17 protein-coding genes and 1 pseudogene are annotated in these 24,124 nt (G+C 66.3%); 9 read left to right on the forward strand and 9 right to left on the reverse strand.

Annotated elements, in window-relative coordinates:
• Positions 1 to 39 precede the first annotated feature (39 nt).
• Positions 40 to 330, forward strand: a pseudogene (locus E6N53_RS15875) (ATP-binding protein); the annotation flags it as partial.
• 88 nt (positions 331 to 418) lie between these two features.
• On the opposite strand, the gene E6N53_RS15880 reads toward E6N53_RS15875, so the two are convergent.
• Positions 419 to 1,741, reverse strand: coding sequence for a phosphoribosylglycinamide synthetase C domain-containing protein (locus E6N53_RS15880; protein WP_142860524.1), 1,323 nt, complete (start codon positions 1,739 to 1,741; stop codon positions 419 to 421).
• A 146-nt stretch (positions 1,742 to 1,887) separates the two neighbouring features.
• On the opposite strand from E6N53_RS15880, the gene E6N53_RS15885 reads away from it, so the two are divergent.
• Complete coding sequence (locus E6N53_RS15885) at positions 1,888 to 3,939, forward strand: glycoside hydrolase family 15 protein (RefSeq protein WP_142860525.1); 2,052 nt, start codon at positions 1,888 to 1,890, stop codon at positions 3,937 to 3,939.
• A gap of 30 nt (positions 3,940 to 3,969) precedes the next feature.
• Here E6N53_RS15885 and E6N53_RS15890 read toward each other — a convergent pair whose 3' ends face one another.
• The gene (locus E6N53_RS15890; protein ID WP_142860526.1) at positions 3,970 to 5,016 is read right to left on the reverse strand and encodes a pyridoxal-phosphate-dependent aminotransferase family protein; all 1,047 of its coding nucleotides are present in this window, start codon (positions 5,014 to 5,016) and stop codon (positions 3,970 to 3,972) included.
• A 273-nt stretch (positions 5,017 to 5,289) separates the two neighbouring features.
• On the opposite strand from E6N53_RS15890, the gene E6N53_RS15895 reads away from it, so the two are divergent.
• A complete protein-coding gene (locus tag E6N53_RS15895; RefSeq protein WP_142860527.1) occupies positions 5,290 to 6,723 on the forward strand; it encodes a sensor histidine kinase in 1,434 nt (477 codons plus the stop codon).
• Between the two features lie 110 nt (positions 6,724 to 6,833).
• On the opposite strand, the gene E6N53_RS15900 is transcribed toward E6N53_RS15895, so the two are convergent.
• The gene (locus tag E6N53_RS15900; RefSeq protein ID WP_142860528.1) at positions 6,834 to 7,112 is read right to left on the reverse strand and encodes an amphi-Trp domain-containing protein; all 279 of its coding nucleotides are present in this window, start codon (positions 7,110 to 7,112) and stop codon (positions 6,834 to 6,836) included.
• Positions 7,113 to 7,344: 232 nt separating this feature from the next.
• On the opposite strand from E6N53_RS15900, the gene E6N53_RS15905 reads away from it, so the two are divergent.
• Entirely contained in the window at positions 7,345 to 8,322 is a 978-nt protein-coding gene (locus tag E6N53_RS15905; protein WP_142860529.1) for an AIR synthase family protein, read from the forward strand.
• Positions 8,323 to 9,483: 1,161 nt separating this feature from the next.
• The gene (locus E6N53_RS15910) at positions 9,484 to 10,761 is read left to right on the forward strand and encodes a Cdc6/Cdc18 family protein (protein WP_136591099.1); all 1,278 of its coding nucleotides are present in this window, start codon (positions 9,484 to 9,486) and stop codon (positions 10,759 to 10,761) included.
• A gap of 419 nt (positions 10,762 to 11,180) precedes the next feature.
• Here the strand turns inward: E6N53_RS15910 and E6N53_RS15915 are convergent, their stop codons facing one another.
• The 5 genes from E6N53_RS15915 to hutU form a co-directional block, all read right to left on the reverse strand.
• Positions 11,181 to 11,609 (reverse strand): CopG family ribbon-helix-helix protein, encoded by a 429-nt coding sequence (locus tag E6N53_RS15915; RefSeq protein WP_136591098.1) that lies wholly within the window; start codon positions 11,607 to 11,609, stop codon positions 11,181 to 11,183.
• Positions 11,610 to 11,689: 80 nt separating this feature from the next.
• Positions 11,690 to 13,327 (reverse strand): histidine ammonia-lyase, encoded by a 1,638-nt coding sequence (gene hutH / locus E6N53_RS15920; protein ID WP_142860530.1) that lies wholly within the window; start codon positions 13,325 to 13,327, stop codon positions 11,690 to 11,692.
• Complete coding sequence (gene hutI / locus E6N53_RS15925) at positions 13,324 to 14,556, reverse strand: imidazolonepropionase (RefSeq protein WP_142860531.1); 1,233 nt, start codon at positions 14,554 to 14,556, stop codon at positions 13,324 to 13,326. Before hutI ends, hutH begins: the two co-directional genes overlap by 4 nt.
• Positions 14,553 to 15,479: a formimidoylglutamase gene (gene hutG / locus E6N53_RS15930; protein ID WP_142860532.1), complete on the reverse strand. Its 927-nt coding sequence runs from the start codon at positions 15,477 to 15,479 to the stop codon at positions 14,553 to 14,555. Before hutG ends, hutI begins: the two co-directional genes overlap by 4 nt.
• Positions 15,476 to 17,215, reverse strand: a complete 1,740-nt coding sequence (gene hutU, locus E6N53_RS15935; RefSeq protein WP_142860892.1) for a urocanate hydratase — start codon at positions 17,213 to 17,215, stop codon at positions 15,476 to 15,478. Before hutU ends, hutG begins: the two co-directional genes overlap by 4 nt.
• Before the next feature lie 95 nt (positions 17,216 to 17,310).
• Here hutU and E6N53_RS15940 point away from each other — a divergent pair, with 95 nt between their 5' ends.
• The 4 genes from E6N53_RS15940 (at position 17,311) to gdhB (ending at position 22,535) form a co-directional block, all read left to right on the forward strand.
• Positions 17,311 to 17,952 carry a helix-turn-helix domain-containing protein gene (locus E6N53_RS15940; RefSeq protein ID WP_142860533.1) on the forward strand — a complete coding sequence of 214 codons (642 nt, stop codon included), beginning with the start codon at positions 17,311 to 17,313 and terminating at the stop codon, positions 17,950 to 17,952.
• A gap of 151 nt (positions 17,953 to 18,103) precedes the next feature.
• Positions 18,104 to 20,965 carry a bacterio-opsin activator domain-containing protein gene (locus tag E6N53_RS15945; RefSeq protein WP_142860534.1) on the forward strand — a complete coding sequence of 954 codons (2,862 nt, stop codon included), beginning with the start codon at positions 18,104 to 18,106 and terminating at the stop codon, positions 20,963 to 20,965.
• A gap of 128 nt (positions 20,966 to 21,093) precedes the next feature.
• Positions 21,094 to 21,237, forward strand: coding sequence for a rubrerythrin-like domain-containing protein (locus E6N53_RS15950; protein WP_142860535.1), 144 nt, complete (start codon positions 21,094 to 21,096; stop codon positions 21,235 to 21,237).
• 2 nt (positions 21,238 to 21,239) lie between these two features.
• The gene (gene gdhB / locus E6N53_RS15955) at positions 21,240 to 22,535 is read left to right on the forward strand and encodes a glutamate dehydrogenase GdhB (RefSeq protein ID WP_142860536.1); all 1,296 of its coding nucleotides are present in this window, start codon (positions 21,240 to 21,242) and stop codon (positions 22,533 to 22,535) included.
• 766 nt (positions 22,536 to 23,301) lie between these two features.
• Here gdhB and E6N53_RS15960 read toward each other — a convergent pair.
• Positions 23,302 to 24,117: an IclR family transcriptional regulator gene (locus E6N53_RS15960; protein ID WP_136591089.1), complete on the reverse strand. Its 816-nt coding sequence runs from the start codon at positions 24,115 to 24,117 to the stop codon at positions 23,302 to 23,304.
• Positions 24,118 to 24,124 lie beyond the last annotated feature (7 nt).

The following is a 24,124-nucleotide window of genomic DNA, read 5'->3' on the forward strand; positions in this document are numbered from 1 at the left end:
ATGGGTTTCGGGGTCGTACTCTCTCCGTTCAGCACCGCTAAGTGGTGGTTCAAGCAACACGAACTGGATGTCCTCGGCCTCACCGGCGACGGCCTCGTCGCCGGCGAGTGTACGTTCACGTCCAGACCCGTGAGCGAAGGCGTCCTCGCCGACCTCGAACGAACGGCGTCGAAAGTCCGGTGGTCAGAAGAACCAGCAGACGGAGAGACGCTGTACGTCTTGTTCAGCCGCTCTGGGTACACTGACGACCTCACAAACGTCGCTGACAGGCGTGACGACATCCGACTCTTCGAGTTGTCCGCCCTGCTGACGACTGACACGAACACGTAGCAGAGAGTGTCGGTCGCGTATCGGAGTTCCTCGACGGTGACGTCTCTCCCACACGTGGGAAGCCTCGCCGTGTCCGGCGAAAGGGAGGTCACTTTGCAGACTGTGGCCCGAGATACCCCCACGCCTGTAGCCGGTCGCCGTCGCCGTCGATCCATCGCTCACCGATGTCGTCTCGGTAGTAGAGGTTCGGGATGACGATGTTGTCCACGCGCTCGTAGGCCTGTCGGCGGGCGTTCTGCATCGTGTCTCCCTTCCCGGTGACGACGAGCGGCATGCCGCTCTCACCAGCGACCCGCCACTGTCCATCGACCTTCTTGGTGTCCTCTAAATGGATTCCGTCGCGGCTCTCGGTGTCGAAGACGACCGCCGCGTTTCGAGAACTCTCGTCGTACGTCTTCTCGTCGTCGAACGGGAAGGGCGGCAAGACGACGCGGACCCCGATCTGATAGCCGTTGTGGACCTCCAGTTCGGGGTCGTTGCCGTGGGCGAGGTCGAAGAAGAACTGCCCGGTCGGCGATTCGAACGACTCCTCCTGGAGGGCGATGGTCGGATAGCCGAATCTCGGGGTGAACTCTAGCGGGTAGATGCCGGTCTCGTTGACGATGCAGTTGATGTCGATACTCCCGACGTACCCTTCCGCCGCGAGCCACTCTTCGAGCCTCCCGAACGTCTCCTCGAACAGTCTGTTCCGCCCGCCCCAGAACATCGACGTCCCCATCTCACCGGTCGAGGGGCCGATGTTGCCCGGGAAGAGTCTCTTATGCTCGAAGTTGAAGTTGACCTGGTCGATGAACCGCTCACCGTTGAAGAACCCACAGATGGCGATTTCTACCCCCTCGACCTTCCGCTGGAGTTGGAAGCCCTTCATGCGGTGGCCCCACGCTTTCTTGTAGGCACGGAGGACGTCGACGACGTCGCTACCGTCGTCCTCGTTGCCGACGTAGAGGAGTCGCTTGACGTTCTGGACCTCCCCGAGCGGTTTGATTACGTACGGTGCGGGGTTCTCCTGGACGTGCTGGATACCGGCGTCGAACTCGGAGAAGACGTGGTGCTCGATAGTGTTGACCCCGTGGGCTTCGAGAATCTCCATCGCGTAGCCGCGGTCCTCTTCGAGGCGGTCGGTGTTCGGCGTGCCACCGACGACGGCCTTCCCTTGCTCACGGAGCTCGTTCGCGAGTTGGCCTGTCCCGATATCCGAGCCGACCCAGATGTCGTCGAAGACGATGACGTCGGCCCACTCGACGTCTGCCTCCCAGTCGTCGGTCTTCGGGACGAACCCATCGCCGATTTCTGTGTCCGATTCGGCTTCGATGTAGTACTTCACGTCGTGGCCTTCTCGATGAACTTGCCACGCGAGGTCGGTGATCAGTGCCGAGTCGGCCGAGACGAACAGGAAGTGTTTCGAGTCCATACCGCCCCGACGAGCGCCGCCGGTATTAAACACGTCAGTGCCCCGTCTAATTCTACTCCACGAGGAGGGCACGAGGAGTGGGAGGACCGCGAGGGCCGCGAGCCGACGCGAACGGTTATGACACTCACCAGTGTCAACCACCGGTAATGAGTGAAGACCGGGAAGCCGCCCTCCAGCCGAGCGACAAGGACGCCATCGTCAGCGCCCCACTCGGCAACGGGACCGAGGTGCTCGCAACAGTCAACAAGTACCCCGGCGTCGGGCGTCTCGGCTGGAACGGGGCCCTCATCGAGGACACCTCGGCGTTCCGACTCGACGTCGAGCAGTTCTACGATATGCACACGCTGCTGTGGGACGAGGCGGTGGGACAGACGCTCGACGTCCGCAACGACGCCGTCGGGAGTTCGGTCGAGTACCGCTCCAGCCGCGTCCCGGAGATCAGTCTCCACAACGCGTTCGAGTTCCGGGACGGGACCACCGCGGACCTCGACCAAGACGTCCTCGTGAGCGTCGATACGGCCGCGCTCTTCGTGCGGAGTCGCGCGCAGTTCGCCGCGCCGTCGACGCGAACCATCTACACGCTGTTCGGTCTCGGCATCCACGACGGCTCGGGGAGCGACGACGTCGACGAGGCGTACGTCGTCCACGAGCACGGCTACGACTTCGTCGTCGCCCACGATTCGGGTCGCTATCTCGCCATCGCCCAGCGCCGACCCGCGACGGGACAGACGACGTTCGACGGCTGCCGCGTCGGGCGACAGGGCGTCCCCCGAGGGCCCGAAAAGAGCGCCTGGCGCGACATCTACGTGGAGAACGACGGGTTCGTCGACGACAACGACCACCTCCGTGGGAAGGTCGACGTCGGCTTCGGCCTGTTCGTCGACGACGCCACCGACGTGACCTGGGTCACCGCCGTCGGGTTCGGTGAGGACGAACTCACCGCCGTCGAGAACGCGCTCGAGACGCTGTGGAACGGCTATCGCGCGGAGCAGTCGATGTTCGCCGCCGTCTGGGAGAGCTGGCACGAGAACTGCTCGGGCTGTCCGGTCGATGACGGGTTCGCCACCGAGACGTACGAGCTGTCGCTGACGAGCATGAAGTGCGCACAGGACCGCCGCGGCGGCATCGTCGCCGGGGCGTTCAAACCACAGCAGTTCGCCTACCGGTTCGTCTGGCCGCGCGACCTCGTCGTCGTCATCCAGGCGTTCCTCTCTGCTGGTGCCCACGTCGAAGCACGGGAGGCGCTCGACTGGCTCTATCACGCCCAGATCACCGACGAGGTGACCGACAGCCGCGGCATCGACCGCTACGGGACGTGGTGGCAGAACTACTACGCGGACTGGGAGCCACACTGGCGGGCGCTCCAACTCGACCAGGTCGGCGGCCCCATCTACGCCCACTGGCTCTGCTGGCGCGAGACCGGCGACGACTCGCTCCTCGACGCCTACTACTCGATGAGTCGGCGCGCCGCGGACTTCCTCCTCGGGTGGGACGACGGCGGCTTCCCGAGACGACACCAAGACCCCTGGGAGGAGATCTGGGGGTACACCACCGAGGGCAGTGCGGCCGCCATCGCTGGCCTCCGCTCGATGGCCGAGTTGGCTGTGGCGAGGGGCGAACCCGAGTACGCAGCCGAGTGCCACGCCGTGGCCGACACCTGGGCGGGGAGCTTCGACGCCCGCTGTTTCCGGCGTGACGGCCTCCTGGGTGACCACTACGTGACGGCCACCGACCCCGAGTGGGAGGACCACCCCCCTGCCGACGAACGCCCGGACGCCGCGGCGTTCATGGCGTACTGGCCGTGGAACGTCGTCGCCGCCGACAGCGACGCGATGCGTTCGACCGTCGCCCACGCCGACGACCCCGCCTGGAGCGCCGACGGAACCCCCTGCGTCGGCCGGTATCCCGGGGACGACTACACGCCGACCGGAACGGCCGAAGACGGCGGCTGGCCGCTCTGCGAGGCGTACGCCGACGTCGTGCGCTGGCAGGGCGGCGTCGACGCGGACGCGGTCGCAGACCACCTCTTCGCGCACAGCCAGGCGTGGCGGACGGCCGCCGGCCTCCTCCCCGAACGTGTCGACGGTGACGGCCAGGTCCGCTGGAACTCGAACTTACAGTGGAGTCAGGCGATGTACGTCCTCCTCGTCGAGAGCGACGCTCGTGGGGAGCCGTTCGGGTTCGCCCCCGAGGGGTGAGCTCGGGCCGACGGCGGGCGCGGCGGGCGGTTACAGCGCCGACGCCAGCGCGTCCATGGCGCGGTCGACCTTCTCGACCTCGGCGTTGGCACCCATGTGTCCCACGCGGAGGACGTCGTCGGCCAGGTCGGCGAGCCCCGTCGCGAGGACGACGTCGTGTTCGTCCGCGAGTGACCGCTGGAGGCGCTCGGCCTCGCCGGGGATGTGCAGCGCCGTCACCGTCGGGGCGCTCCGTTCGACGGCCGGGTAGAGGTCGATGCCCAGTTCCGCGGCGCGGTCGCGACAGTGAGCGGCGACCGTCTCGTGGCGGTCGTAGACGGCGTCGAGTCCCTCCTCCAGAAGCATCGACAGCGACTCGTCGAGCGCGGCGACGTTGGCCGCCAGATGCGTGTACGGAAAGCCCTCGCTCGTGTCCCGCCACGGGAGGAGGTTGGTGTAGAGCGACGCGGGGGCGCGGTCCGCGATGACCTCCCACGCGCGGTCGCTGACGGCGGCCGTCGTCAGTCCCGGCGGCGAACTGAACGCCTTCTGTGACGCGCCGAGGTTGATGTCGATGTGCTCGCTCGGGACGGGCGTCCCCCCCAGCGACGAGACGGCGTCGACGACCGTCAGCACGTCGTGGGCTGAGAGGAGCTCGAGGACCGGTTCAATGTCGTTGAGCGTCCCCGTCGGCGTCTCACAGTGGACCATCGTCGCGAGTTTGTACTCGCCGTCGGCGAGCGCCGCCTCGACTCCCTCGACGTCGACCGGGTCGGTGTACGCCGCGCCGACGAGCGTCGGGTCGCCGTCGTAGCTCTCGACGAAGTCGGCGAAGCCGTCGCCGTAGAGGCCGTTCGAGACACAGAGCACCTCGTCGCCGGGAGCGACGGTCGAGGCGATAGCGGCTTCGAGGCCGAGGATGCCCTCACCCCCCATGACGACCACGTCGTCGTCGGTGTCGTAGACGGTCTGGAGTTTCTCACAGACCCCGTCGTAGAGGTCGAAGAAGGACTGTTCGATGTCGGGGTTCGGCATCGGGTCGCTCATCCGGTCGCGGACCCGTGGCGGCACCGCCGTCGGGCCGGGAGTCAACTGCATTGCCAGCGGCTACGGCGGACGGAATCTTAGTCGTACGGGCTTCGTCTTCGACAGCTGTCACGTTCCGCGTCGGCCGCGAGCGGCGGTCTGTCTGCGTGCGCGGTGGCGTCGAACCGCATCTACTTATCAACATTTCGTCAGGGTTCGTTTCCTGCGCACAGTCCAGGTCGGGTGGTCGCGTCCGCCGGCGCTCACCGGACGCGACCACCCGAGCGTATTCAGCAGTGATAGCCGGGGGGTGATGTTTAACAGAGTCGACACGCACCGAGTGGTATGACAGATCGGTCGGACGACGGTTCTTCGGGAGGCGGGCAGGTGGCCCTCGACCATCGGGCCTACATCGACAACGCTCCCGTCGGGGTGTTCGTCGTCGACGCGGCTGGCAGGTACGTCGACGTGAATCCCGAGGCCTGTCAGATGCTCGGCTACTCCCGCGACGAGTTGCTGTCGATGTCGATCGTGGATGTCACGGCAGCCGACGTCGAAGGTGACCCCTCGAGCGATGCGGCGTTCTTTCGGGTGACGCACGACGGACGCGCCAGAGAACAGGTCTCGCTCGTCCATCGCGACGGCCACGTGGTCGAGGTGATCCTCGACGCCGTCGCGCTCCAGAACGACCACTACCTGGCGTACTGTCAGGACATCACCGAACGCAAGGCGTACGAACGCGAACTGCAGACGCAGCAGCGAAAGTACGCCACGCTCGTCGAGCAGAGTCACGACGGGGTCGTCATCATCACCGACGGGAGGTTCGCCTACGTCAACCGGCAGGTCGAACAGCTCACGGGGCGGAGCGCCGCGGACCTGGTCGGCACGCCGTTCCAGACGGTCGCCGCACCCCATCAGCAGGACCGACTGCTCGACAGATATCGGGCGCGGATACGGGGTGAGGACGTCGAGTCCCGGTACGACATCGATATCCGCCACCCGGACGGCGGCAGTCGAGCCGTCTCGGTGCAGGCGAGCACCATCGACTACCGCGGCGAGACGGCCGTCCTCGCCACGCTGCGCGATATTACGGAACGGAAGGCGTACGAGGAGATGGTCCGCGAGCAGAACGAGAAACTCCAGCTGTTCAACGAGATCGTCCGACACGACATCCGGAACGACATGAACGTCGTCCTCGGATACGCGGAACTGGTCGGCGAGACGATCACCGACCCCGACGCGCGTGCGAAGTTCGAGACGCTCGTCGAGCGCAGCGAACACGTCGTCGAACTGACCGAGATCATCCGGGACCTGACCGACGTCATGTTGAACGAGCCCGACCAGGAGGCGCAGGTGGATCTGGTGACCGTCCTCGAGGACGTGATCACCGATGTGACCACCTCGACAGCCCTCGCCGTCGAGCCGTCCTGGGCGGAGACGCGCGTGATGGTCACGGCCGACGACTCGCTAGGTATCGTGTTCACGAACATCCTGACCAACGCGGTCAACCACAACGACACCGACCAGCCGCGTGCCGTCGTCTCACTCCAGCAGTCGGCGGAGGCAGTCACCGTCCGAATCGCCGACAACGGCCCCGGTATCGCCGACGACGAGAAAGAGCGTGTCTTCGGCCGAGGCGAGAAAGGACTGGACAGCCCCGGCACGGGCATCGGGCTGTATCTCGTCGAGCGACTCGTCGACGGGTACGGCGGTGAGGTGTGGATCGAGGACAACGAGCCGACCGGCTCGGTGCTCAACGTGCGGTTGGCGACGGCCTGACCGGGCAGTGGCGGACGTGAGCGGTGGCCGAACGACTCGGCGGGTCGGTTCGTCCCGCCGACTCGTCGGCTCCGCTCACCGAGTCCTCGTGGACGAGTCCGTGCGAGGGGTCACTCCCGAATCGACAACTCCCCCTCCGCAGCCGTCGTGGCCTGACGCCACCACACGAGCTCGAACTCGATGCTCTGTTTCGCCTCCGTGTCACCCTCCGACCAGTCGGACTCCCCTTCGAGTTTGAACGTCACCGGGTCGGACGGATCCAACAGGACCTCGGTGCCGCCGAGTTCGAGCGTCATCTCACCGCCGCCGTCGAGTTGGTCGGCCAGTCCGCGGAGGTAGTCGGCGATTTCGCTTCGACTCATCTGTGCTTCCGTCTCGAGTTCTCCCATACGTCTCGTGAGAGGAACCCTGAACTGAAATACGTATCAGTGAGTTTTCAACTATCGAGAACCGGTCGCTCGTCGTCAGCCCGGAGCGGTGTGGCTGGGCGAGAGGGGAGAAATCGGGGCGTCCCCGACGGTCGTTCGCCGCCGCGAACGGGCATCGGCGGAGTCGGGGCGGGCATCTGGGTGCACCGCGCCGGACGGGAAGACAGAAAAGCGGACCCACACAGGGTAGGGTATGAGCAAACTCTCGCCCGCGGACCTCGAGCGGTACATCTTCTCGCGGACAGGGGCGGACAACGACGACCTGCTCGTCGGTGCCGGCTACGGCGAGGACGCCGCCGCCGTCGCCATCGACGGGTCGACGATGGTCGTCAACACCGACCCCATCTCGCTCGCCGCCGAACGCATCGGCACGCTCGGCGTCGCTATCGCGAGCAACGACGTCGCCGCGTGCGGTGGCGTCCCCGAGTGGCTGGTGTGCACCATCCTGCTCCCCGAACCGGACGTCGAACTGCTCGACGACATCACCGCACAACTCGACGCCGAGGCCAGACGGCTGGGCATCACCATCATCGGCGGCCACACCGAGACGGTCGTCGGTCTCTCTCAGCCGCTCTTATCGCTCACCTGTCTGGGTGAGACCGACCGGTACGTCCCGACGTCGGGTGCGGCGCCCGGCGACGCGGTGCTCTGCACGAAGGCGGCGGGCATCGAGGCGACCGCCGTCCTCGCGACCGATTTCCGTGCCGAACTCGACGAGGCCGGTGTCGACACCGACACCGTCGACCGCGCCGTCGCGTTCTTCGACGACATCAGCGTCCTGCCCGAGGCGGCCGTGCTCGCACCCGCCGCAACCGCGATGCACGACCCGACCGAGGGGGGCGTCCTCAACGGGCTCGTCGAACTCGCCTGTGCCTCTGCCGTCCACGTCGGCGTCGACGTCGACGCCGTCCCGGTCCGGTCCGAGACGCGGACACTCTGTGCCGCGATGGGCGTCGACCCGCTTCGGGTCCTCGGGTCGGGCGCACTCCTCGCGACGGTGCCCGGCGACGAGGCCCAGTCGGCAGTGGCGGCACTCGGCGCGGAAGGGGTCGACGCGACGGTGGTCGCGACGGTCGAGGAGCCGACGGACGCGGCCGGAGCCGGCGTTACCTACGACGGCCGACACTACACGGGCGGCGTCCGTGACGAGATGTACGACCTCTGGGAGTAAGCAGGGAGCGAAGGACGGTCGGATGAGAGTGCGGACAGGGGCGATCGCTCGACTGTGTTAACCAACAGAAACGGGTGAGCAGCGCGGTTTGTTGGTTAACATCGCCGGCGGTTGCAGCCCTGACAGCCCCCAGTGAGAGAAAAGCGAACACACACACCCCTCGTCCAGAGTGTAAACCGACGAGAGGGGGTGGGGGTGGTTCCACACGAAACGGGGGTCGAGGGTCGGTGAGCCGACACCACCATCGAGAACATCCCACGATTTCGGCGGGGAGAAGCCGTGAGGAGGGTGGAGGACGGCGGAGAACACGGAGCGGGAGGGAACAGAGGGCGAACACCCCGAGGTCGGTTTCCACACCGGCCAGACGAATACCGCCTTCGTCTATATTTCTAACTGAAATACACTTGGTGGGCTTTTCGCCTGTATAGTATAAGAATCATACGTTAAGTATACGTAAGATGATACAACTAGTCGAGTACACGTTCTATCCTGTACTAGTCCCCGGAATGAGGCCACAATGGCACCGCCTTCGTGCGGTTTCGTCAGGTGACAGTCCAGTGGGGCCGACCACACCCCCCGACCCCTTCGGACTGTTACACTCTGGACGAGGGGTGTGTGGGTCCGTTCGTCCATCGGTGCCCTCTCGCTCCACGGGCCCTCACCCCCGGTCGACCACCCGGAGCGTCACCGCCGACACCGTCCGTGACCGGAGAACTGGTCAACGTAACCACATCGGCCCGAACGCGTCTCTGTGTGACCTCCACTGCCGTTTACACTCTGGACGAGGGGTGTCTGCCGGACGTCAGACGTTCGTTTCTCTGTTTGACTCTCGAATATTGATACGAGCGGACCGCTGTTACACTCTGGACGAGGGGTGTCCCTGGTCGACTTGCGGGTCCACCTCGGGGCCTCGGTCCTTCGCACTCACCGACACGAACGGCCGCTCGACTTCTCACGTTTACACTCTGGACGAGGGGTGTCCGACGCGCGCGGCGACGCGACTAGTGTGTCCCTCTCGACGTCGTATCACTCGGGACAGAGTCCGTTAGCACCTGTTCGATACACGCTCGAATACGCGTTACCGTCCAGCCAGCCGTCGATTTACACTCTTGCCGAGGGGGGCGAATGATTATATACTGGGAGGACGCGTATGTGATACCGATGGCTGACGAATCCTCACGGCTCTCTGATTTCGGCGACCGGTTCGAGGACCCCTCTGAGGACCCGCTGTTCAACCTCGACGAGGACGACCCCGACCGTGTCGACATCTTCGCGCGCAAGGAGCTGCTGAAAGTCGGGCACGTCCCCGAGAGCGCGCGCATCGTCGGCCGCGATAACGAGATCGAGGCCGTGGCCGCGGAACTCCGACCGATCGTTCGCGGCGACCCGCCGAACAACGTGATCATCTACGGGAAGACGGGCACGGGCAAGTCGCTCGTCGCTCGGCACGTCACCGAGCGTGCTCGGCGGGCCGCCGAGTCGAACGGCAAGCTCGTGGGAACGGTGTACGTCGACTGCGCACAGCACAACACCCAGACGCGCGTCGCCCGCATGATTACGCGCTCGCTCAACGACACCGCGCGCACTGACTTCGAGATTCCCCGTGCGGGGATCGGGAGTGGCGAGTACTACGACTACCTCTGGGAGATTCTCGACCAGGCCTACGAGTCGGTGATCATCATCCTCGACGAGGTGGACCGCCTCGACGACGACGACATCCTCATGCAACTCTCACGTGCCCGCGAGTCGGGCAAGGCCGACTGTCACCTCGGGGTCATCGCCGTGAGCAACAAGATCGAGTACCGGAACCGCCTGAACGAGCGGGTCAAGTCCAGTCTCCGCGAGGAAGAGTTCGTCTTCCAGCCGTACGATGCGAACCAGCTTCGTGGCATCATGGAACACCGGCGCGACGCCTTCCAGGAGGACGTCCTCTCCGACGACGTCATTCCCCTCACCGCCGCCGTCGCCGCACAGGAACACGGCGACGCGCGGAAGGCAATCGAGATCCTCCGCCACGCCGGTGAACTCGCCGAACGCGACGGTGCCGAGTGGGTCACCGAGGACCACGTTCGCGACGCACAGGAGTGGGCCGAGGTCGACCGATTCGAGGAACTCCTGCGCGGGTCGACGACGCAGGTGAAGTACATCCTCTACTCGCTCGCGCTCTTGACCGAGGAGAACCCCGACGCCGACGGTTTCTCGACGAGTCGTATCTACCGCCACTATTCCGAGACGGTGAGCACCATCGACGCCACGACACTGAGCGAACACCGGGTGTACGAACTGCTGAAAGAGCAGGCGTTCCTCGGCGTGGTCGAATCGACCCGAACGGGCGGCGGGCGCGGCCAGGGGAGCTACCTCGAACACCGACTGGTCCAGGATACCGATATCGTCCTCAAATCCGTCCTCCGGGACAGCCGGCTGAAAGAACTCGCGTAGCCTGGGAACGCGACCCCTCGTTCCCGCCCGCCCTCTCGTTCGAACCGGCTGGCTGTTCTCCGCCGACACCCCTCATCAAGAGTGTAACTTCGGGCGAGACGGTCCGTCGGGATTCGACGGTCGCGACTGCCCAGTCGCTCGCGGAACCGCCGGACGACTCCCGGTAGCACTCCTGAAGGCCACCAGAGAGACATCGGGCACCACTAGTGAATGTTACTAATGAACACCATTAGTGAACATACGAGCTGACCGCAGCGGACTCGTCGCTCGACTGTCTCGCTGGTGCCTTTCCTCCCCCATCTGCCGAACGGGTTGACGCGTGGTGGGACGTCGCGTTCAGTCCGTTGACACGACTTCGTATCGGTCAAACCGTGTGTGTCGGCCAACCCGTGTGCCGAAGAACCGTGTGAACAGACGGGCTAGCTGATGTCCGCCAGCGGACCGAAGTCGTCGACCGGGAGTACCGAGTAGTCGACTGTGAGCGTGTCTTTGGTCGCTCTGATCTTCCCGACGAACGTGGAGATGTCCTCGAGCGAGCCTTCGAGCACGAACAGTTCCATGCAGTGGTGGCCGCCGACGTGGCTGTGGAAGTTCGAGGCGACGGTGTCCTCGTACTCGTGACGGAGCCGCATCATCTTCTCCTCCACGCTGGTCGTCTCGTAATCGAACACCACCGTGACGATGCCCATCAGTTCGCGGCCTTCGAGTTTCTTGTCCTGGAACTCGCCGAGGAGGTTACGGCTCGCCTCACGGAGCACCTCGCTGCGACCCGTGTAGCCGTGGTCGTCCGCGAACTGGTCGATCCGCTCGAGTAGTTCCTCCGGCATGGAGATACTGACGACGGTCATATAACAATTCAACCGCCGTCAAATATTAAGAGTTATTATTTATCTGTGGACCGTTGCCGTGGATCGGGGTACCGTGTGGTTCACACACGCCGCCGCAGGCCAGCGCGGTCGCGCCACTCGTCGCCGAGCGTCGCATCGAGCGCCTCGTCGAGGAGCCCATCAGACACGACCCGTTCGACGGCCCGAATGTCCGGTGCAGGGGGGCGGTCGTCGTCGAGCGCGGGCACGACTGCGCGGACGGTGTCGTATGTCGCCCCCGTGCCGTCCCCGTACGCGAGGTCGTCGTCGACGAACTCCGCGGCCTGCGCACCACAGAGGAGTTCGATGGCGGTCACCTTCCTGGCGTGGTCGAGTGTCCGACGGGTCGCGAACGCCGAGGTGGCCGAGAGGCTGACGTGGTCCTCCTGGTTCCCCGAGACGACCGCGTTGTCAGTCGCCGGGTTTCCGACGCTGCGACACTCCGCGACGAGCGACGCGGCAGTGTAGCCCGCGATCATGTACCCGGAGCGGACGCCGCTCTCGCGGGTGAGAAACGGCGGGAGATGCGACTCCTGTACGTTGGGGTTGAGCATCCGGTCGATGCGGCGCTCCGCGATGGCCGCGAGTTCGGTGAGCGCGCTCGTGACGTAGTCGAGGCGGAGCGCCAGCGGCTCGCCGTGGAAGTTGCCGCCCGAGACCACGTCGGCGTGCTCCGTCCCCGAACTCCGGAGGTCAACCTCCCCGGGAGGAAAGACGAGCGGGTTGTCGGTCGCGCTGTTGAGTTCGACCACGACCGCCTCGCGGAGGTGGTCGACGGCGTCACGGACCGCACCGTGGACCTGTGGCAGGCACCGCACGGAGTACGCGTCCTGCACGCGGTCGCAGTTGCGGTGTGACTCGACGACCTCCGACCCCGCACAGAGTCGCTTGACCATCCACGCGCTCGTCGCCTGTCCGGCGTGCGGTCGGACACGCTGGATCGCCGAGTCCGAGGCGACGGTCGAACCCATCGTCACCTCCGTGGTGAGCGCGCCGGCGGCGTCGGCGGCGCGGAGCAGTTGCTCGGCGTCGTGTACGACGAGTGCGGCGAGTCCGACGCTGAGTTGGGTCCCGTTGATGAGCGCGAGCCCCTCCTTCGCGCGGAGCGTGATTGGCTCGCAGCCGGCGGCCGCAAGCGCGTCCTCGCCGGAGCGACGCTCGCGGCCGTCGTCCGTCTCGACGTCCGCCTCGCCCTCGCCGAGCAGGACGAGCATCGCGTGCGAGAGCGGGGCGAGGTCGCCGCTGGCCCCGAGACTGCCGCGCGAGGGCACGACGGGTGTCACCCCCGTATTCAACAGCGCGAGGAGGTGGTCGACCACCTCCTCGCGGACGCCGGAGTAGCCCTTGACGAGCGCGTTGATTCGGGTACAGAGGAGCGCGCGGACCTCCTCGCGGTCGAGTTCGCGCCCGACACCGGCGGCGTGACTGCGGACGAGGTTGGTCTGGAGTTCGTCCACGCGGTGGTCGTCGATGCGCGTGTCGACGAGTTCGCCGAACCCCGTGTTCAGCCCGTAGACGGCCTCACCGGTCTCGACGACCTCCTCGACGCGACGACGAGCGGCGCGGACGTCCGCTCGTGCGGCCTCGCTCACCGCGACGGTCGCATCGTCACGAGCGACCCGGACCACGGCCGCCGGTGTGAGCGACGCCCCGTCGAGGACGACCGTCGCATCCTCGGGGTCGAGGCACGCTTCGGTCATCGAACACCACCCGAAGCGAGTCGCTCCGTGTCGTGCACCACGGTTCCGCCTTTGAGTACGGTCCCGACCCGGTTCACGCCGAACGAGTAGGGGATGTGGACGTGCGTCGGCGCGTCGAGAACGACCAGGTCGGCCGGCGCGCCCGGTGTGAGCGTTCCGACACCGTCCGCCCGGTCGAGTGCGAGTGCACCGCCCCGCGTCGCCGCATCGAGCGCGTCGCGAGGGGACAGCCCCATCCCGACACACGCGAGCGCGAGCGTCATGCCCATCGACGACGAGTGACAGTTCGGGTTGAAGTCGGAGGCGATGGCGATGGTCGCTCCGGCCGCGGTGAACGGCTCGGCGTCGGCGTACGCCGTCCCGAGCGAGAACGCGGTGCCCGGGAGGAACACGGGCGTGACGCCGGCCGCGGCCAGTGCGGACGCGTCCGCTGCGGTCGCCTGGAGGAGGTGGTCGGCGCTGGCCGCGCCGACCTCCGCACCTAACTGTGCCCCGCCCAGGTGGCTCAACTCCTCGGCGTGGATTTTCGGCGTCAGGCCGTACTCGCGCCCGGCTTCGAGGATGCGCCTGGACTGGTCGACGGAGAAGACGCCGTCCTCACAGAAGACGTCGCAGAACTCGGCGACGCCCTGTGCGGCCACCGCGGGCAGCTGGTCGTCGATTACCTCGGCCGTGTACGCCTCGGCGTCTCGGCCAGTCGGCACCGCGTGCGCACCCATGAACGTCGCCACGACGTCCACCGGGTGGCGTGCGTTCGCCGTGTCGATCACCTCGAGCATCCGGAGTTCGGTCTCGGCGTCGAGGCCGTAGCCCGACTTCACCTCGACGGTCGTCGTCCCGTGTGCCAGCATCGTGTCCAGCTGACCGAGCAGGTTCCCGAGGAGGCGCTCGTCGCTCGCCTCGCGGACGGCCTCGACGGTGCGGAGGATACCGCCCCCTGCGGCCAGAAGCTCCTGATACGTCTTCCCGCGGAGCTTCGCGGCGAACTCGTCCGAACGGTCACCGGCGAAGAGTGCGTGCGTGTGCGCATCGACGAGTCCCGGAATCACGGCCCGCCCGGTCGCGTCGACCCGTTCGACGGCGTTCTCCGGTGGATACTCGCGCGTGACGGCGTCGGTCGACCCGACCCTGGCCACGCGACCGTCTTCGATGGCGACCGCGCCGTCGGCGTACGACTCGCCCGGGGCGACGACCAGTTCGGCGGCGTCGTGAACGACGGCGTCGATCACGAGCCATCACCTCCCAGGGCACAGACGACGTGAGCAATCGCGCGAGCGGCCGCAGCGACGGTCAGCCCGTCGCGGTCGAGCGGAGGCGCACACTCGACGACCTCGAAGCCGGCGAGTCGGTCGTCCGACGCGAGGTGGCGGAGGAGTCGGAAACACTCGCGTGTGGTCAGCCCGCCGGGCGTGGGTGCGCTCACCCCGGGGGCCGCCGTGGCGTCGAGCACGTCACAGTCGAGCGAGAGGTAGAGTCGGTCCACGTCACCCATCGCGTCGAGCGCTCGGTCCGCTGCGGCGACCGGGTCGTCACCGACTTCCTCGGCCGTGACGACCGCTCCGTCCCGCTCGCGAACGTACTCGTGGTACCGTGTCGAGGTCTCGAAGTGGCGCGCGCCGAGACACGCGTACGCGTCGAGTCCCGCCTCGAGGAGTTGGCGATAGGGCGTCCCGCTCGTCGCGCCGTGCCGTTGCTCGCGAACGTCCAGATGTGCATCGAGGTTGATGACGCCGAGTGAGTCCGCCAGCAACGGACTCGCGTTCGCGTAGGTGAGCGAGTTGTCGCCACCGAGGAAGACGGGGACGCTGGTCGTCTCGTGGACCGACGCGGCGACCGACCGCACCGCCCGCTGGACCGTCCGCACGTCCCCGGTCGGCAGGGCGACCGTCCCGAGGTCGCCGACGCGTGCGACCGGGCCGGCGTCGAAGTGGTGGGTCTTCAGTCCGGCGAGCGCCTCGCGGATGGCCGCCGGTCCGTCTTTCGCGCCGGGTCGACCGATGACGCCCCCGTCGTAGGGCTCGCCGACGAGCGTGACGTCGTACTCGTCGGCCAAGTCGAGCGTCGTCGGCTCGACCACGTCGCCGAACTGTTCGTCGTTCGGGTCGTCCGAAGGACCGACCCACTCGACGGTCGGCGGATGGAGCGCGCTCATTCGCCCTCGCGGTCGTCCATGGGGACGGCCACGTCGGACCGCTCGGCCGCCTCGATGGCCGTTTCGTAGCCCGCATCGGCGTGACGGATCACGCCCATCCCGGGGTCGGTCGTGAACACACGGCGTGCCTTCTCGGCCGCGAGGTCGGTCCCGTCGAGGACGACGTGGTTGTTGGTGTGGAGCGCGTTGCCGATGCCGACCCCGCCGCCGTCGTGTACGCTGACGATGTCGGCACCGGCCGCGCAGTTGACCAGCGCGTTGAGAATCGGCCAGTCGGCCACCGCGTCGGAGCCGTCTCGCATCGCCTCGGTCTCGCGGTTCGGCGAGGCGACGGAGCCGGCGTCGAGGTGGTCGCGCGTGACGACGACCGGCGCGGCGATCTCGCCGTCACGCACCAGTTCGTTGATCCGAAGCGCGAATCGCGCACGCTCGGTGAGCCCCTCCGCGTCCGTCTCGTACCCGAGCCAACACACCCGCGAGGGGAGGCCCTGGAACTGCACCTGCGCTTGCGCCAGTTCGATCCACCGGTGTAACGACTCCTTCTCGGGGAACAGCGCTCTGACGGCCTCGTCCGTCCGGTGGATGTCCGCCGGGTCACCGGAGAGCGCGACCCACCGGAACGGTCCCTTCCCCTCACAGAACAGCGGACGGATGTACGCGGGCACGAAGCCGGGGAAGTCGAACGCGTCGGCCACGTCGCGGTGGGCTTCGACCTGTCCACGGATGTTGTTCCCGTACTCGAACGCGACGGCCCCCTCTTCTTGGAGGTCGAGGATGGCCCGGACGTGCCGCGCCATCGTGTCGAGGCTCGCCTCGACGTACGCCTCGGGAGCCGACTCACGGAGGCGGTCGGCCTCCGCGACCGTGTAGCCCGACGGGTAGTACCCCTCCAGTTCGTCGTGCGCACTGGTCTGGTCGGTCACGAGGTCCGGAACGAACCCGCGGTTGAGCATCCCTTCGAGCATGTCGGCGGCGTTCATGTGGACCGCGATGGAGTACGCCTCACCTGCCGCGGCGGCGGCGTCGACCCGCTCGATGGCCTCGTCGAGGTCGTCGGTCTTCTCCTGACAGTATCCGGTCTCGATTCGCCGGTCGATTCGGCGCTCGTCGACCTCCGCGGCGAGACAGCACCCGCCGTTCATCGTCACCGCGAGCGGCTGTGCCCCGCCCATCCCGCCGAGTCCACCCGTGGCCGTGACCGTCCCCGTCAGGTCGCCGTCGAAGTGCTGTCGACCGGCTTCCGCGAGCGTCTCGTAGGTGCCCTGGATGATGCCCTGTGTCCCGATGTACGCCCACGACCCGGCGGTCATCTGTCCGTACATGATGAGCCCCTTCGCCTCGAGTTCGTGGAAGTGGTCCCAGTTGTCCCACTTGCCGACGAGGTTGGAGTTCGCGATGAGCACGCGTGGGGCCCGCTCGTGCGTCTCGAACCGGCCCACGGGCTTGCCCGACTGAACGAGCAGCGTCTCCGTATCCCCCAGTTCCCGGAGCTCGGCCACGATGGTGTCGTACGCGTCCCACGACCGCGCTGCACGCCCAGTCCCGCCGTAGACGACGAGGTTCTCGGGGTCCTCGGCCACCTCCGGGTCGAGGTTGTTGTTCAGCAGCCGGAGGGCCGCCTCCTGTCGCCAGCCGTTGCACTCGATTTCGGCCCCGGTCGATGCCCCCTGGGACGCTCGCCACTGTTCCATCGGCTCGCCGACGCCGTGGGCTGTGGAGGACGGCTTCTGTGCCATGTCTAGGTGGAACATGGTCCTCCCGCGGGGAGAGCGTAGAGTCTCCGTGCGGACAGCGTTTTAAATAGTAGCCGCGAATAGTTGTCACATACCACATGTACGAGGCCGTCTTTCACATCCAGGGGGAGGGACCGTACGAGCGGGCGACGGCCGCGAACACGACGCGCATCGAACTCTGGTGTAACGACCACTGCGACCTGCTGTTCGTCGTCGGTGACGAGGACGACCACGTGCTCGACCACATCCGCGAGTCGGTCGGGGTCCGCCAGCACCTCGCTGACGACGACCGAATCATCGTCACGGACGCCTGTCTGAAACAGCACGGCGAGGAACACATCGAACAGTACCTCACCGCACACGGCTGTCTCACGGTCCCGCCACTGCGCTACGAGAACGGCTCGAAGGTCGTCCGCGTACTCGCCCTCGACGCCGCGAACCTGACTGCGTTCTACCGCGACGTCGCGAGCGACCACGCCGTGACCGTCGAGTCGAAGCGTGAACTCGGCACGCCGCGCGTCGATGCGCCGGTCTTCTCCCCCGACGCGCTCCTCCCGACGCTCTCGCCGCGCCAGCGGGAGGTCTACCGGACGGCTCACGAGCAGGGGTACTTCGAACTCCCCCGCGAGACGACGACGGCGCAGATCGCCGAAGCCGTCGGCATCGGACGGCGGACCGCCGAACACCACTTGCGCCGCGCAGAGAAGAAACTCGCCGACGCGCTGGTCGAGTCGCTCTGACCGCCGCCTCGAACGATTCTATAACAAACGTATTTGTCTCCATAGGGTTTGACTCTCAACCACTGATGACCGAGACTCACGGCCACGCCCGGTGGCACCAGGACCGACCCGACGGCGACCCGTCTCCCCGCCCGGCCGCAGGGACCGACGCATGACGGCCACCCCGACCGGACTCGACTCGTCGACGGTGCTGCTCGTCGGGACGAGCGAGTGGCTCACGCGGTTCGGGGCGACCCTCGAGACACGAACGGGAGCGACCGTCCAGCGGGTCCACTCCGAGCGTGCGGCACTCGAGGCCGTGCGTCAGCGGCCTCCCGACTGTCTCGTCAGCGGGTGTACGCACGAGGAGGCGACGGGGCTCGACCTCATCGAGACGGTCCGCGGTGACACCACCGCACTCCCCGTCATCGTCGCCACGACCTCCGGGAGCGAGGCACTCGCGAGCGCAGCGCTGGCGTCCGGGGCGACCGACTACGTCGCACTCGCGGACGCGGGCGAACAGGCGGTCGCGGAGCTGTTCGAGCGCACCCAGCGGGCGGTTCGGTCCGCACAGCGGGCGGCGACCCGACGAGAGCGCGCCCGGCAGTTCGATGCCATCTTCACCGACTCGCGGACGGCGACGTGGGTGCTCGATCCGGACGGGACGCTCGCGCGCGTGAACCAGACGGCACGGGAGATGGTCGACGAGGCGGTCGAGACGCTCGTCGGCGAGCCGTTCTGGACGCTGCCGTGGTGGGCTCCGTCCGAATCGACCGCGGCGGAGGTGCGCCAGGTCGTCGAAGCGGCCCTCGACGGGACGTTCGGCAACGTCGTCGTCCAGCAGCCAGCACGGTTCGCGGACCCACGCGTCATCGACCTCTCGGTGCGCCCGGTCGAGAACGGACACGGCGACCTCGTCTCGGTCGTCGTCGAGGGTGTCGACATCACAGAGCGAGTCGCTCTCGAACGGAACCTCCGTCAGTCCGAGGAACTCCACCGCGTCACCCTCAACAACATGACCGACACCGTCCTCATCACCGACGAGGACGGCGAGTACACCTACGTCTGCCCGAACGTCCACTTCATCTTCGGCTACACGGCGGCGGAAATCCGTGACCTGGGGACGATCGACGACCTCCTCGGCGCGGACCTCTTCGAGCGGTCCGCACTCGCGACCGACGGTGTGTTGAAGAACATCGAGACCACGGCGACCGACAAGGCCGGCCGGGAGCACACCCTCCTGGTCAACGTTCGCGAGGTGTCGATCCAGGACGGAACCCTCCTCTTCAGCTGTCGGGACATCACGAAACGCAAACAACGCGAGGAGGCGCTCGCAACCCTCCAGGAGACGGCTCGCAGTTTCCTCTACGCCGAGACCCACCAGGAAATCGCCCAACACCTCGTCGACGATACGCCCAGCGTCCTCGACCTGGAGGCGAGCACGGTCTATCTCTTCGACGCCGATGCCAACGACCTCCGCCCCGCGGCGCAGTCGTCGACGATGCGTGCGCTGAACGGACCGCTTCCCACCGTCCACGCGGACGGCGACACCCTCACCGGTTACAGCTTCGTCGAAGACGACGTGCTGTTCTTCGACGACGTCCACGAGGCCGAGCGGCTCGAAAACCGGGCGAGCGACCTCCGGAGTGCGACGTACATCCCGCTCGGCGAGCACGGCGTGTTCATCGCGGGTTCGGACCAGGTGGGTGCCTTCGACGACGTGACGCGGGAACTGGCCGACCTGCTGGCGGCGACCGCCGAAGCGGCCCTCGACCGCGTCACGCGCGAATCACGACTCCGTGCACAGGACCGAACCCTCCAGGAGCAAAACGAGCAGTTGACCTCGCTGAACCGCATCAACGAGACGATTCGAGCGATCGACCAGGCCCTCGTGCAGGCGGAGACCCGAGAGGAGATCGACCATACGGTCTGTGAACTGTTGACCGCCGACGACCGGTTCCGGTTCGCGTGGATCGGGACCGTCGACCCGACGACCGACAGCGTCGACCCGCGGGCCTGGGCCGGGACCGAACAGGGGTATCTGGACAGCCAGTCGTTCGTCGTCGACCCGGCGGGCGTGGAGCCTGCCGGACGAACCGCGGCCACCGGCGAGGTGACGATGGTGGCGAACGTCGCCGCCCGCCTCCGCGAGGAACAGTGGCGGAAGGACGCCCTCTCTCGGGACTACCTCTCGCTGATGAGCATCCCGCTCGTGTACAACGACCTCTCATACGGTGTGTTGACGGTGTACGCGCCGACGCAGGACGCCTTCGACCAGATGGCAAAGACCGTCCTGGCCGAACTCGGAGAGACCATCGCGTCCGCCCTCAGCGCGATCGAACGGAAAAACGCCCTGCTCACGACGTCGGTGACGCGCGTCGAGTTCGAGATCGACGACCCCTCGTTCGTCCTCTCACGGCTCGCACAGGAGGCCGAGTGTACCCTCTCGTACCAAGGTGGCGTCCAGCAGTCCGCGGAGGGCAGTTACGTGTTCGTCACCGTCGAAGACGCCCCGGTGACGGCCGTCACCGACGCCGCGTCGGGGCTGGTCGCCATCGACGACGTCCAACAGATCAACGCCGACGGCGAGGGCAGCGTCCTCCGACTGCGGCTGACACAGCCGTTCCTCGCGTTGGAACTCGCCGACCACGGCGCCGTCTTCCGAGAGGCGACGGCCGACCCGACCACGACGACGCTCGTCATCGACATTCCGGGGAGCATCGCCGTCCAGACCATCGCACAACTCGTCCGTGAGACGTTCTCGACGGTCGAACTCCGGTCGAAGCAGACGCTCGACCAGACGATGGACCGCGACCTCTACGCGACGTTCCTCGAGAAACTGACCGAGCGGCAACTCGAGGTGATCCAGACGGCGTACTACAGCGGATACTTCGAGTCCCCGCGCGAGCGCACGGGCGAGCAGGTGGCGGAGACGCTCGACATCAGTCCGCCCGCCTTCTACAAGCACGCTCGCACCGTCCAGCGGAAACTGTTCGCCACGCTGTTCGAGGAGAACAACCTCTCGACCGCGTGACGGTGGGTTGAATAACGAACCATCTATCGAGACAGTAGTTTGTCTCCGAACCCGCTCTTATTCCCTTATACAACTAATACACGTTTGTAGAGTGCCCCAGACGGTCTGTCGGCACTCGTGACCCAATCATGAGAGACGTCGAAACTGCGTCCGACGAGGAACGGCCGTACGAGTGCTTCGAGTGTGGCGACATCGTCATCACCGACACCAACCCGGTGAGCTGTCCGAACTGTCACGGACCGATGCGAAACCGACAGATGCCACTCGAATAACCATGGCATCCGCATCCGAGACCAGCTCTGACCCTGCTGGCGACCCGCCGGACGCCCCGACGGAATCGGCGCTCGAGACGGCGCTTCGACAGCTCCGTGCCGCTGCGGACCACCTGGACATCGACTCGAACATCGTCGAACGGCTCAAACACCCGACGAAAGTCGAGGAGGTGACGGTCCCCGTCGAACGCGACGACGGCACGGTCGAGGTGTTCACCGGCTACCGAGCCCAACACGACAGCGTCAGAGGCCCGTACAAGGGTGGGCTCCGGTACCACCCCGACGTGACCCGAGACGAGTGTGTCGGGCTCGCGATGTGGATGACCTGGAAGTGTGCCGTCATGGACCTCCCGTTCGGCGGGGCCAAGGGCGGGGTCGCGGTCGACCCCAAGACGTTGAGTCGGGCGGAAAAAGAGCGGCTCACGCGTCGGTTCACCCAGGAACTGCGCACCGTTATCGGCCCCAACCAGGACATCCCTGCTCCCGACATGGGGACCGACCCCCAGACGATGGCGTGGGTGATGGACGCGTACTCGATGCAAGAGGGCGAGACGATACCCGGTGTCGTCACCGGCAAGCCCCCGGTCGTCGGCGGCAGCGAGGGCCGCGCAGAAGCGCCCGGGCGGAGTGTCGCCATCGTCACGCGACTGGCGTGTGAGCAGTACGACCGACGACTCGACGAGACGACGGTCGCGGTACAGGGCTACGGGAGCGTGGGGGCGAACGCGGCCCGCCTGCTCGACGACTGGGGGGCGACGGTCGTCGCAGTCAGCGACGTGAACGGGGCGATGTACGACCCGGACGGCATCGAGACGGCGGCCGTCCCGTCGCACGACGAAACGCCGGAGGCGGTCACGAGGGGCGCCGACAGGGTCATCTCGAACGACGAACTGCTCACGCTCGACGTCGACGTCCTCATCCCCGCGGCGCTGGGGAACGTGATTACGAAGGCGAACGCAGAGGCCGTCGCCGCGGACATCGTGGTCGAAGGCGCGAACGGCCCGATCACCTCGACCGCCGACTCACTGCTTGCAGCGCGAGACGTCGCGGTCCTCCCCGACATCCTCGCGAACGCCGGGGGCGTCACCGTGAGCTACTTCGAGTGGCTCCAGGACATCAACCGGCGAGCGTGGTCGCTCGAACGGGTGAACGACGAACTCGAAGCCGAGATGGAAGCCGCCTGGCGTGCCGTCCGCGCCGAGTTCGAACGCCGCGACGTCACCTGGCGCGAGGCAGCGTACATCGTCGCGCTGTCTCGCATCGCAGACGCACACGACGCCCGAGGGCTCTGGCCGTAGCCCGACGCCCTACTCCGGCCTGCTGCGGCATCTCGCCGCGCCCTGCTCGCCCGTCTCGCCCGCGACCGTTCACAGAAACCCACGGCGTGAGTCCACGACTCTGGCTGTGGAAGGACCTCGACCCCTGCTGTGAGACTGTGGCCGGATGGTGACGACACGCGCGCGTCCCCTCTCGCGTGCACGACACCGACCTGCTGACGAACGGCACCAAAATCCAAGCTATTATCTTGTCTTTACTTTCGCCGGGATTCCACAATCGTTTATTGGTGTATCCGAAGAACACGCTCTCGTCTCGAATATACACGTGAAATAAACCAGATAAAGAGGTAAAGCCTACTTCTACTCAGATCTCTCGAACACAACTGGATACGGTTCCGGAGTGGCTCTGCTTACACCCCGACGATGTCACGACGGTCCGAAATTCTTCACACGAATCGGCTCCTTGGCGCTTCTGTCGACCGTACAGGCCGGCTTCGACTCCTCCCTGAACCACTCTCTCGTCGGGCTATGGGTTCTGGGGCCCGACCTCGCCGCCGCCTCTCTGCTCGACATTGTTACATTAGTAGTCGTACAACAGCGGCGCTCGTCAACGCTTTCTCGACGACCGCTCCCTGTCGTCGTGAGTCGGGGCCGCCCCGATACCGTAAGCCTCGTCGCCTCGTCCCCGCGGCGTCGAATCCGCCGAGAGATTTGTTCGGGAATGACGAACAGGGGTGCGACGATGCCTCTGGAACGCCCGTTACAACGTTATAGCTGTAACTCACTCTCAGCTGAACGTTGGGAACTCGTCGTCGGACTCCTCCATGTTCACGTTCACCTCGATGACGTTCGCCGTGTTGACGACGCTCTCGACGAGAGTCTCGTGGTACTCCGGCTCGCGCATTCGTCGAACCGGTCCGGAGACGCTTATCGAGCCGAGGACGCGGCCGTGGCGGTTTCTGACCGGGGCTCCGACCGCCTGGAGTCCCTTTATCTCTTCCTCGTCGTTCAGGGAGTACCCCCGGTCGCGTATCAGTTCGAGTTCCTCCGCGAGCGACTCGCGGTCGGTGATCGTCGCGTCCGTCTTTCCGGGGAGGCCGTAGCGGTCGACGATCCAGTCGACACGCTCTCTCGGCAGGTGTGCCAGGATGCTCTTGCCGGTGGCCGAGAAGTGGAGGTAGTCCGCTCGCTGGAGCTTGTTGACCTGGTACTCGCTCCCGACGGCCTTGTCGCCGCTCACCTTGTAGAGGTTGACTCCGAGGCCGTGCTGTTCGGTCGCGAGGTGGGCGAACTCTCCGGTCCGCTCGGCGAGTTTCTCTAGCTCTGGCTTGCCGATGCGATAGAGTGTGCTCTGATTCCGAACGTACTCACCGACGAGGAGGAACTGGAGCGAGAGGCGGTAGGTCCCGTCTTCTTTGACGACGTACTTCTCCGCTCGAAGCGTGCTCAGATACGAGTAGACCACGCTCTTCGAGAGGTCGAGGTGTGCGGCGAGTTCGGTGACACCCGCCCCGTCTAGCTCCTCGAGCGCTCGTACGACGTCGAACGCGCGAGACACCGTCTTCAGGGTCCGCGGCGAACCAGTCGGGCGTTCGTCCGGCATACACGCA

Source organism: Salinigranum halophilum (genome assembly GCF_007004735.1).
Lineage (GTDB): Archaea > Halobacteriota > Halobacteria > Halobacteriales > Haloferacaceae > Salinigranum > Salinigranum halophilum.

Bases quoted from the DNA above. Each gene is read 5' to 3' on its own strand.
- E6N53_RS15900 (WP_142860528.1), bottom strand. From the start codon at position 7,112: ATGGGAGAACTCGAGACGGAAGCACAGATGAGTCGAAGCGAAATCGCC.
- E6N53_RS15950 (WP_142860535.1), top strand. From the start codon at position 21,094: ATGAGAGACGTCGAAACTGCGTCCGACGAGGAACGGCCGTACGAGTGC.
- E6N53_RS15890 (WP_142860526.1), bottom strand. From the start codon at position 5,016: ATGCAGTTGACTCCCGGCCCGACGGCGGTGCCGCCACGGGTCCGCGAC.
- E6N53_RS15945 (WP_142860534.1), top strand. From the start codon at position 18,104: ATGACGGCCACCCCGACCGGACTCGACTCGTCGACGGTGCTGCTCGTC.
- E6N53_RS15940 (WP_142860533.1), top strand. From the start codon at position 17,311: ATGTACGAGGCCGTCTTTCACATCCAGGGGGAGGGACCGTACGAGCGG.
- hutU (WP_142860892.1), bottom strand. From the start codon at position 17,215: ATGGCACAGAAGCCGTCCTCCACAGCCCACGGCGTCGGCGAGCCGATG.
- E6N53_RS15910 (WP_136591099.1), top strand. From the start codon at position 9,484: ATGGCTGACGAATCCTCACGGCTCTCTGATTTCGGCGACCGGTTCGAG.
- E6N53_RS15905 (WP_142860529.1), top strand. From the start codon at position 7,345: ATGAGCAAACTCTCGCCCGCGGACCTCGAGCGGTACATCTTCTCGCGG.
- E6N53_RS15880 (WP_142860524.1), bottom strand. From the start codon at position 1,741: ATGGACTCGAAACACTTCCTGTTCGTCTCGGCCGACTCGGCACTGATC.
- E6N53_RS15915 (WP_136591098.1), bottom strand. From the start codon at position 11,609: ATGACCGTCGTCAGTATCTCCATGCCGGAGGAACTACTCGAGCGGATC.
- E6N53_RS15960 (WP_136591089.1), bottom strand. From the start codon at position 24,117: ATGCCGGACGAACGCCCGACTGGTTCGCCGCGGACCCTGAAGACGGTG.
- E6N53_RS15895 (WP_142860527.1), top strand. From the start codon at position 5,290: ATGACAGATCGGTCGGACGACGGTTCTTCGGGAGGCGGGCAGGTGGCC.
- hutG (WP_142860532.1), bottom strand. From the start codon at position 15,479: ATGAGCGCGCTCCATCCGCCGACCGTCGAGTGGGTCGGTCCTTCGGAC.
- E6N53_RS15885 (WP_142860525.1), top strand. From the start codon at position 1,888: ATGAGTGAAGACCGGGAAGCCGCCCTCCAGCCGAGCGACAAGGACGCC.
- hutH (WP_142860530.1), bottom strand. From the start codon at position 13,327: ATGACCGAAGCGTGCCTCGACCCCGAGGATGCGACGGTCGTCCTCGAC.
- gdhB (WP_142860536.1), top strand. From the start codon at position 21,240: ATGGCATCCGCATCCGAGACCAGCTCTGACCCTGCTGGCGACCCGCCG.